Raw genomic sequence first — 14,950 nt, 5'->3', positions numbered from 1 at the left:
TTACTTGCCGATCACGAGGTAGCAGATCTGGCCGCCCGAGTTCGTGTAGTTGTTCTGCACCCGGATGACGGAGTTCGAAACGATTGTTGACCCCGGCGCGTATGACGACTTAGTCGACATCGTCGTAAAGTTCATCGTCGCAAGCACACGCCAAGCCGCTGTCGGAAATGTCAGCGGCAACGGAATGTCCATCGTCGGGCCGACAACATCAGGCGCATCGATCGCCTGTGGCACACCAACCGCACGCCCCCATTGCACGATCAACCCTCCCAGCCAACTCGGTAGCGCGATGTAGCCGTTGTCTTCAAGCAACGCAGAGAACCCTGCTCGGAGTTTCTTCGGCGTCACGATCACAGCGTCATTCGTGCCCGCTTCAACCTGCGCCTGGGTAGCGACCTTCGCCCAGCCGAACGCGGCCTCAGTCGATTGCTTCACAACGGCGGCAATCGACTGGAACACCCGAAGGGCGCTCATCGGCCGTTCGTTGTCAGTGCCGGCCTCGGCTTGTGGCTGAGTCGCCATGGCCAGACTGAGTGTCGGGTTTCCGCCAGTACCGTCAGCGTTGGCAATCGCGAGTCCGGCCCCACTCACCGCCATCGATCTAGCTGCAACGGCGCCACCGCCGAGGTGTACATAGAAGCCCATGCCTGCAACATTGCCGACTGCTTTGACCGCCGACGGAACGCCAGCCAGGCCGGACCAGGGCACATCGCTCAAGCCCGACCCAGCTCCCGACAACCGCCCTTCAACTGCCACACCTGCTGATGTGATGCGAATGCCGTTACCGCCCGACCATGGATTGTCACCGAGCGCCAAAAACACACTCTTGATCGCACCAGCGCCACCAACAAACCCGACGCCCGCCTGAATCGCCCCTTGGTCGTTCGTGCCCAGCACGCCGATATTCCAAGCCTGGGCACCGCTCTGCTTGAGGAACATGTTGTAACCGTCGAGCCAGAAATTACCGCTCACCGTCCCGCCCTTCTTGCTCAGTGCGTCAGTGATGCCGTATTCATCAAGCGTGGTAGGGTTCCAACCTTGAGTCACAAGGCCCCGTTCATTGATCCGCACCTGGGTATATACCCCGGGCACCTTGTCGCGCGGCAAGACACTCAGAATGACGCTGTCGACATACTCGCGGGTTGCCAGCACCACCGCCGGGTCAATCTTGAGCTGCACATTGGCGGTGCTGGTGACGATGATGTTCAGCCGTACCACCTGGGTCTTGCCCGTGCCCTGGGAAAGCAAGGGCTTGAAGCTCGGTGCGCAGTTGGCGACCGCCACCAGATCTCCCTCAGCATCGTAGAGTCCGATTTCGCGAATCCACCAACCACCGACATCTGGCGGGATCACCTGTTCGGCAATGATGATGCTGGCATTGTTCGGGTCGACCTTGACCTGATTGAGCGGCGCACGGCGGCGTTCGTTTATCAGTCGGGTCTGGGTTCGTGATGGGATCGGGTCCGTCAGGTTCGCGTCACCTACGCCCATTTGGGCGAAGGTCCACGGCACGCCGAGCGCGTTTGCATTAGCCTGCTTGGCCTCCCCCACGGCGGTGAGGATGGCAAAGAACTGGCTGTTCTGGTCAGTCATGAGTAAACGTCCAGGGTTTCGATTTGATGTTCACGGCCGACATGGCCATAGGTGCCGCTGACCTCGATGTCTCGCGACGTCGGCGGGTAAACGTCGATTTCTTCGCCTTCGACCAGGCCGATGCCGAGACGCAGGTAACCGCTGCTGGAAAGCACAATCGCAAGGCCCGTCAGGTGGCGGCTGACCGGCTTGGCGTCATCAATCAAGCGGGTCAGCTCTTGATACATTTCCTCGGTGATGCCCTGATCGAGCACGCCGACTTGCAACGCAAAGGTGCCCGGCACGCCCTCTGGCACGGTCTGCCACCACTCCAGGACTTCGATCAGGTAGCCCAGCGGCTCGACCACACGGCGCAGAGCGCCAATCGTTCCTTTGCGGGAGTGGACATAGAACGCCGAGCGGATCACTGAGCGCTTGACCGTTTCCGGCCACTTTTCGTCCCAGCGATCCACCGACCAAGCCCAGGCCAATTGGTGCAGCAGGTGTGCCGGGCAGGTATCGGGGTTGTACAGCGTGCGCAGCGGCACGGCGGTGACTTCGTCGTTCGCGGCTTCAATTGCGCGTTCCAGCAGGGTGCTGTTGAGGGGCAGCAGGCTGCTCATATCAGCTACCCCGCTCGACACTGAAATCAACGCACCAAGCCGCCTGGGCCTTGGTCGGTCGGATATCCGACCAGTTCGCCAGATCCACCCGCGCCACGCCGGCAATGTGCAACTGTGCGTCGATGCCAGAGCGGGCCACTTCAACGCCAAGGCGGCGGCGAGGGTTGATCCAGGCCGACAGCCGGCGCCGACATTCGGCCAGCGTGGCCTCGGTTTCAGGCCCGCCACCAGCCATGTGCACCACCGCATCGATGCGGTAGCGCAGGATTTCGGCGGACTGCACCTGCAGCCGGTCCGCAACGGGGCGGACGTCGTCATCACTGAGCCGGATCCGTACCGTTTCCAGCAGCTCAGCGTCGGCTTCACCGGCATCATTGAGGCTCAAAACGGTGACCGCCACCACCGCTGGGGAGGGGCTTTCGGCAGTGGCATCGGCCACCAGACCCGAGGCGTTGCGCGCATGCAGGATGTAGCTGTTGCGCGGCCCGGCCGTGGTCAGTCCCTCGTAAACAAGCTGGATGCGCTCGCGCAGAGCGTCGTCTGCCTCGAGCACTTCTGTAGTGGGCGGCGATGCGCTCAGGTTCTCAGCCTGCACAACAAGGCGAGTCAGGCGCACGTTGGCTGCCAGGTGATCGAGGTCGCTGCCCTGCGCGAAGGCCAACAGCAACGCCTTGGCGGCATCGTTCACCCGAGCCCGGTTCTGCATGCGCCGGTACGCGCCCAGCTCCAGCAGCTTGGTGACCGGATCGCTTTCCAGCAAGGCGTCCCAGTTGTCGCCCATGAATGAGCGAAAGCCCGCCAGTTCCTGCTGGTAGGTCGCCTCATAGTCCAGGTCTTCCAGCACTTGCGGCGCAGGCAACGCCGACAGTTCAATAGTGCTCACGCGCTCACCTCCAGAATCTGGCTATCGCCCAGGTATTGCCCGGTCAGTTGCAGGGTGATCTGTCCACCGACCACCGACAGCACCCGGACCCGCTCCAGTTTCAGCCGCGGTTCCCAGCGGCTCAGCGAGCGAGCCACTTCGGCCTGCACGGCGCTTTTCCAGCCCTCGTTGATCGGCAGGTCTACAAACCGACGCAGCTTGCTGCCGTACTCCGGACGCATGCGCCGGCTGCCGACCGGAGTCGTCAAGATGTCCTCGATGGACTGCCGCAAGTGGGCAAGGCCCGACAGCGGCTGCCCTGTGTGGCGATCCATTCCGAGCATGGGGTTACTCCCGTGGCTGTAGGTCCGGGTGCTTGCTCAGGTAGTCCAGGGCCACGAGGTCATCGGCAGCCGCGGACACCAGTCCCTGAGCAACAGAGAGCTGTCGGCCGTCCGGCAGGATCAGCACGCGGGAGGTGTAGCGGGTGTCGCGGTAATGCTGGGCCGGGCCGGGCTTGGTCGGCGCCGACGCGGGAGTTTCTTTGTTCGCCATGGTTTCTCCAGAAATGACAAAGCCCGCACGCGGCGGGCCTGTTGAGGGACTGACGAATCAGTGTTTGTGGTTCGGGGTGTTGCCGGCGGTATCGATAATCTTGGCGCCGCCGAGGATGTCCCCGGTCACCTGCAGCGTGCCGTTGACCTGGACGGCTCCGGTCAGCGTGATGCTCGCAGCGGTGGCGGTGATCGCGTCATCCGTGACGACCGCCGAACTGCCGCCGACCTGCACCGTCACCGTGCCCGAGGGCACGTTGATGGTGTAGGTCTTGGCCTGCCAGTCGTAGACCAGCGACCCGCCGTCATCGAAACGCCAAACCTCGACGTGGTCGCGATTGTCCGGCTGCGCTCCAGCGTTGCCGTACAGCCCCGGCACGAACGTACCCTGCGCGGGTTCGCCGGACGGACTGATCAAGGCGCCCTGCTCGTTCAGGCTCGGCGCCCGCCAGTGCCGGGCTTTGCCCGCAGCTTGGCTGTGCCAGCGTACCCAGGCGCTGGTCCAGCCGGCGCCATCGGATACGCGCACCATCGCCGCGGCCAGATCCACCGCCACAACCCGGCACGGAATGATCAGGCCGGCGATCATGCGGTCATGTGCTGCGCTGACTTGGCTCATGAGATTTCCTCTGGCGCGATGTACTGGCCTTGCTGGCCGTTACCGATGTTCGGGCTGAAACCGAGCAGCAGGCTACCGGGCGGCTGGTTGGGCCATGGCCATGCCTCGTCGCCGAGGTAGAGTTCCTGCGTCCACTCCACAACCCAGACAACGTATCCGTCCAGCTCTGGCCGGGTGAAGTCCTGCGCGGCGCGGACGAACTCAGCCGGGCCAACTTCCTGCCCCCAGTGCTGCACCCGCAACAGGACGGCAAGCCGGGACGCGATGAAAGCCGCCTGGTGGTAGCAGTCCACTTGCTCAGCGCCGACGATAGCCCGCGCTTCGAAGTGGGCGACAACAGCAGCTTCGCCCGTGCCCTGGTCCAGGCCGGGCTCCAGCTCGGCCAGCTCCAGCAGCACCATCGGTACCGGAATGCTGGTGACGAGGCCCGGCGGAAAGCAGACCGCTTCAAGGCCGGGGATCGCACCGCGGATATGATCCTCAATCGCCGTGTACAGCGCGTCGAGGCTGAAGGTTTGATCAGACACGGGCGGATCCTCGCAGCAGCTTCTGCACTTCGTAGTTCAGTTCTTGTTCTAGGATCTCCAGCAGCCGCTGGTGGGCCTTCCGTGACCACTCATCGAAGTGCGGCCGAACGCTGTCGAGCGAGAGCATCGCCTTGGCCACGGGGAAACGGTCACCGTTTTCCTGAACCCAGCCACTGCTCCGACCGCCGAACGTGCTCTCCGGGTAGTCGCTCGCCTTGAAGTGCTTGCTGGCTGTGCGGATCCAGATGTCCGGTGTGCCACCGTAGACCTTCTTGTAGAACGCGCCCTGGTAACGCCGCCCCGCCACCGAAACGCCCGACCGGTTCTGCCGAGCACGACCGGCGCGGCTGGCCTCAATGGCGTTGACACCGAACCACAGCTTGCCTGGATCCGAGCCCTTCACGGGGTACGCTCGCAACCGCTGCCGTACAGCGGCCTGGGCGATTCGCTCTTGCTGGCTGACAGACCGGGCAATGTGGGTGCGCATCCAGCGCAGGGTCTTGTTGATGGTCCGACGCTCGGCTGCCGCGAACGCTTTCGGCGCCAGCACCGTGAAGCGGCTGAGCCGCTGCTTGTCGGCGCTGGATACCTGCAGCGTGAGCATGCCGCTGTCGGCCGTCTGCTTGAAGTAGCTGCCTACGCTCATCGCACCACCTCCCTCAAGACCAGGTTGATCCAACCTGTGCCATCCGGTTCGATCTTGACGATGATGTAGGTGCCACCACCTTCATCCGGCGGAAGGTCCAGCACCAGCTTTTGCTGGCTGGTCACCCCAACAGCATCAAGACCCCGAATAGAAAACACAGGTTCTCTGACTGGGGTTTTGAGCTGACCGAACTTCGGCTGCAGCCACGGCACCGAAATGAATCCGGGCACTGGCTTATCCCGACCCTCGATAACGGCCTCGTCACCGAGAACCGCCAGTAGCTGCTCGTCCATGTTCGCGACTTGATCATGGAAGGCCATGATTACTCACCGTCGTCTTGGTCATCCTTGGGAAGCTGACCACGCTTGGCGATCTTGCCTTCCTCGATGAGCAGATCAGTCAGTTCCTTGTTGGATGGCGTGTAGACCTCACCCTGTCGGATGACCTTCTTGCCGTCCTGAATACAACCGTCCACCACCACGTACTCGATCTTCGCGGCCATGTCACACCACCTTCGCGTAGAGGAATGCGTTTGGCTCCAGCATGCCGGCCAGCGCAGCAGCTTGAATTTTCAGCCAGCGCGCGCTCGGCTCCTTGGTGACCCAACTTTTGGGAAAACGAGCCGCTTCGACCAGGCCGCTCTCAATGGCTTCCAAATCCTGAATGGCACCGTAAAGCATGGCATTGCGGGTGTTGGTGGAACCCAGAATCAAACCACCAGCGGGGATCACCGGCTGCTCCTCGTCATCGTCGTCCAGGTACCACTCGTCGTACGCATAGAGGTCCACGCCCGGATCGTTGAGATAGCCGAGGTAGGTGACGCCGTCCGGCAACTCTTCGGGCTTGATCATGCCCATGTCGACTCGCCGGCTATTCAGTTGCTTCAGGACGGTTTCGTTACTCTGGAAAGCGTCCTGCGCTTCGGCACTCAACACCGCAACGTTGGCACTCCGGCCGGAATCCTTGGCAACCTGCCGGCGCCACTGGCGCAGGTTGGCAATTGGATCGGAACCACTGGTATTCCAGCGGCCGCTTGCCAGGGTGACTTTGTGGGTGTCCTCCATGAGGAAATCGATGGTGTCATCAACACCATCACCCACAACTCGGATGCGCCCTGTGGTCAACGCTTGCGCACACATCCACTCTTCCCGCCGAGTGATCTCGCCGTCGAGGTCAGTCAGGTCACGGCCCAGTTGCTCGCCCGCACGATCAAGCGCGCTGCGCGTGGAGAAAGCGGTTTCACCGGCTCCACGCTTGAGGATCAACTCAGCACGGGTTTCTCGCTTGGGCTGGATGTAGGGCGGCTTGTAGGTCGAGGAGCTGAACCCGGTGCGCTGCGAAACGCTGCCTGGCAGGGTCGGGTGTACGAACGGCGCCATCTTGCGCTGGCCCTTGATGATGTCGATGGTGACCGTCTCGGTACCGAAGGTCACAGGCGCGCCGCCATTGAAGAAGGTATTCATGAGGAAGCGCCGCGGCAGCACCATCTGCTCGACGGCTTCCAGCATGGTCAGGGTGTCAAAAATGTCAGTCATGGGGGCTCCGATCAGCGGATGAAAATGCACAGAGGACGCAGGGCGGCCTTCGCGACGGCAAGGCTCAGGCCCTCGCCGAGGTGGAGTTGGCTGGCCAGCACCTGGCCGGTGAGTCGAATCGGGGCGTTCGTGGCTCCACCAGTGGCGTCCACGTCCTGATCGAGGATGGCGGTCGGCACCTCGGAACCGTCCTCGGCCGCCACCTTGCACAGCAGATACTCTTTGGAAGCCGTGACCTGGCCGAGGACAGCGCCACGCTTCAAGTTCTGCCCGGCAGCGATAACACCTGTATCCATCACAACCGGGAAATCACCGGCCGAGAGCTGGCTCGGCTGGTACGTATGGCGTTGGGGGTTGCTCATGTGGATCTCCTTCAGCGGCGTTTGCCGCCGGCTACGATGGCGCTGACGGCAGCTTTGCGTTCGCCTTGCTTGCCGTCAGCGGATGGGGAAGTGCCGGTAACGCCTTGAGCGTCACTCTTGATACCGGCCAGCGAAATGCCGCGGTCCTGCGCCGCCTTGAACATGACCAGTGCGGTGGCTTCGACCGAGGTGCCGTCGTCAATCGCCGCCTCAATCTCTTTCTCGAAGCCTTTGCTGGACAGCGCGTTGATGCCCTTGATGCGCTCGCGCTCAGCGGTAGAGGCTTCTGCGCGCACTGCGTTGAGGTCCGGCTGTTCGGCCTGGGCGATTTCGATGGTGCCGGGATCGGTACCGGCTGCCAGTGCGGTGCGCAGTTCTGCCGTGGTCTTGACGGTGGTCATGGTGTGTATCCTTGGGGAGTTGATGGCCGGCTTGGCCAGTTCAGTAATCAGGGATTCCAGCGAACCCACGCGATGGGCCAGGCCGTGCTGGACGGCGTCGGCGCCGACGCGAATTCCGCCGTGATCGCCCATCTCGGGCACTTTCTCGGCAGCAACGCCGAGGTTGCGGGCAACCTTGCCCACGAAGACTTCACCCAGGGCGTCGATGGTTTCGCCGAGCTTCGCCCGGCCTTCCTCGCTGCCAAGGTCCAGGCGCTTGTTCGGCGCGTTGCGGCTGACGATCTGGTATCGGGTGCGGTCGGTGGCCTTCTCGTTCTCGACTACTGCCTCGACCACCACGCCGATGCTGCCGGCGAGGCTGGCTTCATCGATGACGATCTCGCTGGCCGCGGACGCGATCCAGTACGCAGCGCTTGCGCCAATACCGCCGATGTAGGCGACGATCCGCTTGCGATCACGTCCGGCGTAGATCATTTCCGCCAGCTCGTTGATGCCCGAGGCCACCCCGCCGGGGCTGTCGATGTTCAACACGATGGCGCGAACCTTCGGGTCATCGAGCGCACGCTGGATGTCGGTGGCCAGAACCTGCGTGCTGGTCGCACCGCTGATTTCGGTGAACAGGTTGGCGTAGCGGAAGATCGGCCCAACGACCGGCACCACGGCAACGCCGTTGCGCATCGTGACTTTGCGGGTGTCATCCAGCCGCTCGCCGCGCTTGGTGGCCAGCGCCATTGGATCGCCCATGCGATCAGAGATGGTCAGCAGGTTGTCCAGCGCGTCGGGCAGCATCAGCCAGGGCTGCGAGGCAGCCAGCTCAAGTGCTCGCGGCATGTCTATTCCTCTTCGGATTTGGGTTCAGGCGGGTTTTCCAGCCCGCCTTTGGGCAGGGCCTGCATGTTGTGCTCGCGGCGGTAGGTGACCTCGCGGGTACGCTGGCGAATCACTTGTTGCCAGGGCTCGCCGGTCATCGCCGCCGTTTCAAGCGTCTCGTTGCTGACGCCGATTTCGATGCGCTTGCCGGCGGCGTTGGCTTCCTTGAGTTCGTCGATGGCCCCGCGAGCCGGGCCGATCCAGATCGCCTGGCAGTAAGCCTTGCGCTTGGCCGGCGTGCTGTAGCCAGGTAGATGGATCAACCCCCTGGCCACCGCCTCATCAATGACCAACTCGCGGCTTGGCTGGCAGAAGTCGCAGGCCAACCACCAACGCCGCAGGCTGTAGAAGCGCCAGGCTTGCAGCATCGCGGCACGGGCAGCGCTGTAACTGCTGCTGTAATGCAGCAGCAGTTCTTCCAGAGGCAGCTCAAGGGCTGCACCGATCTCTTTCACCACCGCGGTGAAGAACGGATCGAACTGGGCGTTAGGCCGGCTCGGGTTGGCAATCATGGGTTCCTCACCAACGCCGAGGTCCACGATGGCCCCCTCACCCAACGCCAACTGGCCATCCGAGGTGTCATCCCCGCCGGCATGCTCTTCGGTAAGTGCGGACATGGGCAGGTTGCCCTGCTGGAAGTTGTCGCTCTTCTTGATGAACACGGTAAACATGGCCGAGATAACAGCCGCCATGAGTTCGGCGCTGCTGTAGCGCTCCAGCTTCTGCAGCGGCTCCAGCACCGGTGACAGATAGGGCGCTCCCCGCTTCTGTCCAGGACGTTCCTTGTCGGCCATCACATGCAACACTCGGCGCCGTCCGGTTGCGGCACCGAACACGGTCAAGCGCTCCCAGCCCAAGGTCTTGCCTGCCAAGTGTTCGCCGGGGTAACCCGTGCAGACGTGGTACGCGACAGGCGCCCCCAGTCCGTCAAACTCCACACCCTCGACCAGGTCGACGCGATCCATTCCACCGTTCGGGTTGCAGACCCGGTCGGACTCGATGAGCTGCAGGCGGGTGCTGAAGATGCAGCCGGGGCGTTCGTTGTCCGGGCTGGCCACGAACACGTCGCCAGCCACCATGGATGACACCAGCACCAGGGCCTGCAGTTGGTAATGGTTGAGCGTCGCTTCGGCGTCGCACTCCCTCGGGTCATCTGCGTACAGCGACCAAAGCCGATCCAACTGGCTATTCAGTTGCTCGGCCTCCTCTAGTGTGATGCCCAGCGCCTCATGATCGACCTGAGCACGACAGACCAGCCCCGTCCCAACAACATTGGTGCGCAACCGTGTGATCGCCGCACGGGCCACCAGGTGATTGCGCATGGCATCACGGGACCGTGCCACCAGCATTCGCCGCTCGCCCTGGTTGAAGTCTCGGCGCGGGCTGCCCAGGCCAGGTATCCAGCTCGCCACGCTGCGCAGAATCCGCGATGCACCGCGCCAGCGGGTTTCGACACCTCCACCGCCGCCTTGGGCAACGATCTGCCCGTTTCCAACCGATGCCCTGGCAACCCGGATAGCCTCCTGCATCAGTTGCTCAGCGGCCTGCTCACGCTTACGGAACGGCCACATGGTCAAATCCCCAGGTAGGAAATGCGGTTGCGACCACGGCCTTGAAGCACCGCCTGCTCCGCAGCGACCTGCTCGGCATACTGCTTTTCCAGCAACCGCAGGCTATTGAGTTCGGCCATCTGGACCTCGCGATCTGCCCGGCGCAAACGCTGGCCGTTTTTCAGGACGGCCGAGATCGCCGCCCGTACTTCCGCAAGGCGTTGTTGTGCATCTGTCATGGTTAACCTCGATTAGCCGACGCGGCTCCGGGTGCCCCTGCCGCGAGAAACTACGCGACGAGGCACCGGCGCCACCGCCTGCTCAGTGTTGAAAAGGGTCGGCTGGAGCTGTTGCTGCTCCAACTGGTCCCATTCGTGGTCGCGTAGCAGGTGGGTCTTGAGGCTGCGCGCCGCGTGCAGGGCGTACACCTCGCAGTCCAGCGCCTCGTTGCGGCGACCTGCCTTTTTCTGCCAGACCATCTTGCTGGGCATGCGCGGGTGCGGGGCCAGCACCTCGTTGGTGACCTGCTCGTAGTAGTCCGCACGGATCTCGCTGTACCAGTGCATTCGACCTGGGCCACTGCCGGTCAGCCGCATACGGCCATCGATCAGTGTCTTGGCTTTGTGCGTGCCAACGATGAACACGCGAAGTCCGTATTTGGCGGCCTTCGTGTTGTCCTGGGTGGTATCGGTCGACTGGGCCGGCTTGGTGAAAATCTCCCGGTCGCGGCTGTCGATGGAAGCGCCCTTGATCGCCATGATGTTGAAACGTTGGCGGTCCCGGACATAGGCGTACACCGCATCGTTGGTGTTGCCGTCCGAGCTGTCGATGCTGACGGCTGACACGCCGATCTGCGCGCCGCCTTCCGTTGCAATCGGTGTGGCGACGATCTTGTCCAGCTCAGTCCAGACCGGATCATTTGGATCGATGGGGTTGCCCGGCAATTCGCCCCAGTACAAGCGCCAGGACTCTTCGCCCCTGCCCCAGCCCACGATTACCAGGGCGAGACGATCACCCTGGACGTCCACACCAACCGTGACGAGCAGCACGCCCTTGGGCGCGGTCAGCTCGGCGTAAGGTTCGGCGCGCTTTTCCAGCTCGTCGGTCTTGGGCGCGTTGCTCTTGTACTCGTAGCTCTCTCCCATCGAGCTGTTGGTAAAGGCGATCATCGGGCCGATGTTGCCCATGGATGCGGCATGCTCGGCCTGCAGTTTCTTCTCCATCAGCACTTCGAAGCGCGACCCGTGGAACGTGGCATAAAGCTCGTTGAGGATGTAGCCAGCAATGCCACGGAACTCAGCCGTGGCCACCCAGCGCCCATGCTTGAGGTTGGCGTTTTTCTGGTGGTCATCCCAGATTTCACTGCAGTGAGGGCAGACGTAGAACGTCGTTTCCGGGCGCCGCTTGCCGTACACCTCATGGAAGTAGCCCGGGTCCTCATCGCAGTGCAGGTGCTCGAAGCTCAGCGCATGCGACTGGCCACAGCCGTGACAGGGAACCAGCCCCACGCGCTTGTCCGACAGCTCAAGCTCGGCGTCGATGGCGGACAGCCCCTTGATCGTCGGGGTGCCGCCGATGATGATCTTCGAACGCCGGAAGGTCTTGAGGCGCTCCTTCGCCAGCTTGATGCTGTCCCCCTGCCCCCGCAGGTTCAGGTTGCAGTCGTCGGGCTCTTCGATGGCGACCCGCGGTACCGGCGTCGACTTCACACTGGCCGGGCTGTTGGAGCCGACCATTTTCAGGAAGCCTCCAGGGAAGCGCTTGAAGTCCTGGCGCTGCTGCAGCTTGCGACTGCGCAGGTCGACCTTCTTGCGCAAGCGCCTGGTCGCTTCGATCATCGGCTCCAGCTTTTCCGCCACGTACTGCTTGGCGGCTTCTGCCTTGGGGAACAGGATCAGGATCGGGGACGGGTCCAGGTCAATCCACTTGCCGATGGCGTTGCCCAGCACGCCCGAAGTCCAGGCCACCTGGGCGGACTTGCGCCCCACGATCTCGGCCACACTCGGGTCGTCCAACGCCTCAAGCGGGCCACCTGGCCAAATCAAATGCGGGGTGATGTCGAAGCGGTATTTACCCGGAGTGGCCGACTCTTCGGATGCGAGCCAGCGGTACTTGGCCGCCCACTGGATGATGGTCATGCGTGGCGGCGGGGCCCACTTGCGACACACCCGCCCCATAGCTTTACTCGCCGTCTTCTTCAGAGCCCTCCTCGTCGTCCGGCTCGTCAGGATCCCCAGCGAGATCGTCGTCCTCGTCATACGCGGACAACCTCCTCAGTATTGATTCGATGGGCTCGCGGATCAGTTGGTCATCGACTTGCACGCCGTAGCGGGCGGACAGGCTTGCCGCCAGCTCATCAGGGAATGTGTTCAGCAATTCGATCTTGGCGCCGGTGATGACCGCTTCGAAGCGCTCGACCATTTCCGCCTCGATCACCACCTCGCCCAGGTCCTTGGCCAGCGCCAGCTCCTCGCGGTCGCCGCGGATACGGTCGAGCCGGTCGCGGGTGGTTTCCTTCTTGCCGTTGAGCGCAGCCTGGCGCATAAGCCACTCGATCACCGCTTGGGTGTCGTACTGGTTTTCATTGCCGCGACCGACACCGAACTCGATTACCGGCATGCCTTCATTCTGCCACCGGCTCAGGGTGCGTTCGTCGCGACCAACGATCTCACCCAGTTCGAGCTTGCTGACTGTCTTGCCCATCACTAAGTCCTTGAAAAGACGGACATCCCTGTCGAAACCTCAGCTACAGGGAATCCGCGAGTCTGCGCACCCGTGTAGGGGGCGGGGCCAGGGGAGGACCCAGATTTCACCGAGCCCCGCCCCCACCCCCTAGGTCGGCAGCGCGGGTTCCCAGCCCCGTACTCATTGATATACCTCCAAGAGCGACATCAAGGTGCTACCATCCCAAGGTCCTTCTCAGCAGAAGGCGTGCCGGGAAGGATCCCCTCAAATTAAAAGGAACTGAGATGGCAACGTACAAAATCGCTCATGTGCATCACAGCGGTCAGGACATGATTGTTTTCCCACTAACTTCGTCGTTTGGCAGCAAGTCCAGTAGCGACCAAGAGGAAATCATGGACTCGCTCCAGCAAGCAGCTTGGAGCGCTAACCTTGCCGGAAATGTCGTTGTTATCTGGAAGTCAGGTAATCGTGTGTACTTCCGCGCCCCGCCTGCATGGCACTCCTTCTTCCGATCCCCGAATATCTGGGGATGGGTGATGGCCAACATCAACAAGGAGCTGACGATTTAACATCTCCTCAAGGGCGGCTGAGTTCTTCTCCGCCACATCCTCGCTCCCTTCTTGGCAGATCAACTCTCCCCGAGCCTGCTCCAATGCAGACTCCAAATGAGCGATGATCTTCACCAACGTCCCATCACGGCGGTATGACAAGCTAGTCAAACCGCCGGTCTCACTTTTGACCCACAGAATATTTTGAGCCTCATCAATCACCCGAACTTGCATGGATATATCTCTCCATTCACCGATTGATATCGCCGGGCGGCACTTCGCAGACCCCAAGCCGCTTCGCCGCCCAGCGCTCGTACAGAACAATTGCCACATCCGCACCCGCCACCGCCGTGATGCAACCGAACGCGCCAGCCGCCCAGATAGACAAGCCCGCCGAGTGCAGCAACATGATGGTTGCCATGCCGGTAACAACGCAGGCACCGGAGCGCAATGCGATTCGGCGAACAAGCGCCCAGCCATACACCCCCGCTTTGTCTGCCCGCCACGCCTCGCCCGACACCCCGCCGACCAGGGAAAGCACGATCACCATCCACAGGGGCATCTCGATTAACGCTTGTTGCTCGTTGGTCATACGGTCCTCGCATGTCAAAAAGCACGGAGCCAGAAACAGAAAACCCCGCCAGTTGGCAGGGTTCTCGGTGATCGCAGCTCAGTGCTTGGGGGAAGCGCCTAAGCGCAGTTGTCATATCGTGGGGACTTTTTACTCCCGACCGGAAAAACCGAAAAGGGGTAATTTTAGGTTCGTCGCTTCGACGCTACTTCGGCGCATCCTCGACGCAGGTTCGGCGCATTCTTACCCGACGAACGGTAGTCATACGAACCCGCCCGCAACGGGCCGACAGGATGGCCAGCACTTGCAGGTGCAGCGCCTTGACCCAGTTGCGATAGGTTCGGTCAGCGTCCTCCGCAAGCCCGACCTGGTGCATTTGCTCGCGAACGGTTGAGCAGTGCAGGTAGCGAAATCGAGCCAGCTTCGCGAGAACCGCACCGCGGTCATCGCGCCGCTCCAGCTCGACCACGGCCGCGTCCACTTCCGCAGCCGAATGATCGAGCCCGGCACCGGCTACCAGAATTCGAGATCCGGAAGATCCCCCCCGTGGCGCGGCCCCCTTCCATTCCATGATTGTTCCCATCTGGCTGCCCATGCTGGAACCAAGCCCCAACCGAGCGCACTGCTCGCCCCAGTGTTGCATCAGGCCAGCAACCAAGCGCAGGCGCTCGGCCGGATCCAGCAGTTCCGCCATTTCGATGCGGTGGGCAGCAAGCCGGGAGGTCAATACGAACTGCATTTCGTCCTTGTTCATCGCGAACCTCCCAAAACCTGAACCCAACACATATTTGGCTTACCCAACACAAACCCAACACAGTTAAAGATCAATGAAATCAATGGATTAATTAGGTATGTGTTAAGTGTGTTGGGTGTGTTGGGTTTTTCAGCCCTCGCATAGAGATTTTTTCCCCGCTGAACAGTACCCCGGAAAAAATCACGTACGCGCGCGTGCGCGCACAAACCCAACACACCCAACACAACACCCCCGCACACCACAGTTTCCGTGGCCCCAATGCGTGTTGGCT

The 14,950-nt window shown here is 62.1% G+C and carries 20 protein-coding genes; 1 reads left to right on the top strand and 19 read right to left on the bottom strand.

Going from position 1 to position 14,950, the window contains the following annotated elements:
* The 17 genes from DM374_RS33580 to DM374_RS01820 are packed head-to-tail and all read right to left on the bottom strand — an operon-like array spanning position 1 to position 12,824.
* Entirely contained in the window at positions 1–1,593 is a 1,593-nt protein-coding gene (locus DM374_RS33580) for a phage tail protein (protein WP_225422428.1), read from the bottom strand.
* Positions 1,590–2,195, bottom strand: coding sequence for a phage tail protein I (locus DM374_RS01895; RefSeq protein WP_110968329.1), 606 nt, complete (start codon positions 2,193–2,195; stop codon positions 1,590–1,592). Before DM374_RS01895 ends, DM374_RS33580 begins: the two co-directional genes overlap by 4 nt.
* Before the next feature lies 1 nt (position 2,196).
* Entirely contained in the window at positions 2,197–3,078 is an 882-nt protein-coding gene (locus DM374_RS01890) for a baseplate assembly protein (protein ID WP_110968328.1), read from the bottom strand.
* Positions 3,075–3,401: a GPW/gp25 family protein gene (locus tag DM374_RS01885; RefSeq protein WP_110968327.1), complete on the bottom strand. Its 327-nt coding sequence runs from the start codon at positions 3,399–3,401 to the stop codon at positions 3,075–3,077. The genes DM374_RS01890 and DM374_RS01885 overlap by 4 nt, the downstream gene beginning before the upstream one ends.
* 4 nt (positions 3,402–3,405) lie before the next feature.
* Positions 3,406–3,612: a hypothetical protein gene (locus DM374_RS01880; RefSeq protein WP_110968326.1), complete on the bottom strand. Its 207-nt coding sequence runs from the start codon at positions 3,610–3,612 to the stop codon at positions 3,406–3,408.
* A gap of 57 nt (positions 3,613–3,669) precedes the next feature.
* A complete protein-coding gene (locus DM374_RS01875; RefSeq protein ID WP_110968325.1) occupies positions 3,670–4,230 on the bottom strand; it encodes a phage baseplate assembly protein V in 561 nt (186 codons plus the stop codon).
* Positions 4,227–4,757 carry a hypothetical protein gene (locus DM374_RS01870; protein WP_110968324.1) on the bottom strand — a complete coding sequence of 177 codons (531 nt, stop codon included), beginning with the start codon at positions 4,755–4,757 and terminating at the stop codon, positions 4,227–4,229. The genes DM374_RS01875 and DM374_RS01870 overlap by 4 nt, the downstream gene beginning before the upstream one ends.
* Positions 4,750–5,403 (bottom strand): hypothetical protein, encoded by a 654-nt coding sequence (locus DM374_RS01865; RefSeq protein WP_110968323.1) that lies wholly within the window; start codon positions 5,401–5,403, stop codon positions 4,750–4,752. The genes DM374_RS01870 and DM374_RS01865 overlap by 8 nt, the downstream gene beginning before the upstream one ends.
* A complete protein-coding gene (locus DM374_RS01860; protein ID WP_110968322.1) occupies positions 5,400–5,723 on the bottom strand; it encodes a head-tail joining protein in 324 nt (107 codons plus the stop codon). Before DM374_RS01860 ends, DM374_RS01865 begins: the two co-directional genes overlap by 4 nt.
* A 2-nt stretch (positions 5,724–5,725) precedes the next feature.
* Positions 5,726–5,905, bottom strand: a complete 180-nt coding sequence (locus DM374_RS01855; RefSeq protein ID WP_110968321.1) for a hypothetical protein — start codon at positions 5,903–5,905, stop codon at positions 5,726–5,728.
* A gap of 1 nt (position 5,906) precedes the next feature.
* Entirely contained in the window at positions 5,907–6,938 is a 1,032-nt protein-coding gene (locus DM374_RS01850) for a major capsid protein (protein ID WP_110968320.1), read from the bottom strand.
* 11 nt (positions 6,939–6,949) lie between these two features.
* Entirely contained in the window at positions 6,950–7,300 is a 351-nt protein-coding gene (locus DM374_RS01845) for a head decoration protein (RefSeq protein WP_110968319.1), read from the bottom strand.
* 11 nt (positions 7,301–7,311) lie between these two features.
* Positions 7,312–8,532 (bottom strand): S49 family peptidase, encoded by a 1,221-nt coding sequence (locus DM374_RS01840; protein WP_110968318.1) that lies wholly within the window; start codon positions 8,530–8,532, stop codon positions 7,312–7,314.
* Positions 8,533–8,534: 2 nt separating this feature from the next.
* On the bottom strand, positions 8,535–10,142 hold the full coding sequence (locus DM374_RS01835) for a phage portal protein (RefSeq protein WP_110968317.1): 1,608 nt from the start codon (positions 10,140–10,142) through the stop codon (positions 8,535–8,537).
* A 2-nt stretch (positions 10,143–10,144) separates the two neighbouring features.
* The gene (locus DM374_RS01830) at positions 10,145–10,360 is read right to left on the bottom strand and encodes a hypothetical protein (RefSeq protein WP_110968316.1); all 216 of its coding nucleotides are present in this window, start codon (positions 10,358–10,360) and stop codon (positions 10,145–10,147) included.
* A gap of 12 nt (positions 10,361–10,372) precedes the next feature.
* The gene (locus DM374_RS01825; protein ID WP_177431494.1) at positions 10,373–12,259 is read right to left on the bottom strand and encodes a phage terminase large subunit family protein; all 1,887 of its coding nucleotides are present in this window, start codon (positions 12,257–12,259) and stop codon (positions 10,373–10,375) included.
* Between the two features lie 43 nt (positions 12,260–12,302).
* Positions 12,303–12,824 carry a terminase small subunit gene (locus tag DM374_RS01820; RefSeq protein ID WP_110968314.1) on the bottom strand — a complete coding sequence of 174 codons (522 nt, stop codon included), beginning with the start codon at positions 12,822–12,824 and terminating at the stop codon, positions 12,303–12,305.
* Positions 12,825–13,090: 266 nt separating this feature from the next.
* On the opposite strand from DM374_RS01820, the gene DM374_RS01815 reads away from it, so the two are divergent.
* Positions 13,091–13,375 (top strand): hypothetical protein, encoded by a 285-nt coding sequence (locus tag DM374_RS01815; RefSeq protein WP_110968313.1) that lies wholly within the window; start codon positions 13,091–13,093, stop codon positions 13,373–13,375.
* A gap of 229 nt (positions 13,376–13,604) precedes the next feature.
* Here DM374_RS01815 and DM374_RS01810 read toward each other — a convergent pair whose 3' ends face one another.
* Both DM374_RS01810 and DM374_RS01805 read right to left on the bottom strand, forming a co-directional pair.
* On the bottom strand, positions 13,605–13,946 hold the full coding sequence (locus DM374_RS01810) for a phage holin family protein (RefSeq protein ID WP_110968312.1): 342 nt from the start codon (positions 13,944–13,946) through the stop codon (positions 13,605–13,607).
* Between the two features lie 184 nt (positions 13,947–14,130).
* Complete coding sequence (locus DM374_RS01805) at positions 14,131–14,679, bottom strand: hypothetical protein (protein WP_225422427.1); 549 nt, start codon at positions 14,677–14,679, stop codon at positions 14,131–14,133.
* Positions 14,680–14,950 lie beyond the last annotated feature (271 nt).

Origin of the sequence: Pseudomonas huaxiensis, assembly GCF_003231275.1 — a bacterium.
Taxonomy (GTDB): domain Bacteria; phylum Pseudomonadota; class Gammaproteobacteria; order Pseudomonadales; family Pseudomonadaceae; genus Aquipseudomonas; species Aquipseudomonas huaxiensis.
The sequence above is the reverse complement of the archived record's forward strand: the minus strand, read 5'-3'. Positions and strand labels throughout refer to the sequence as shown.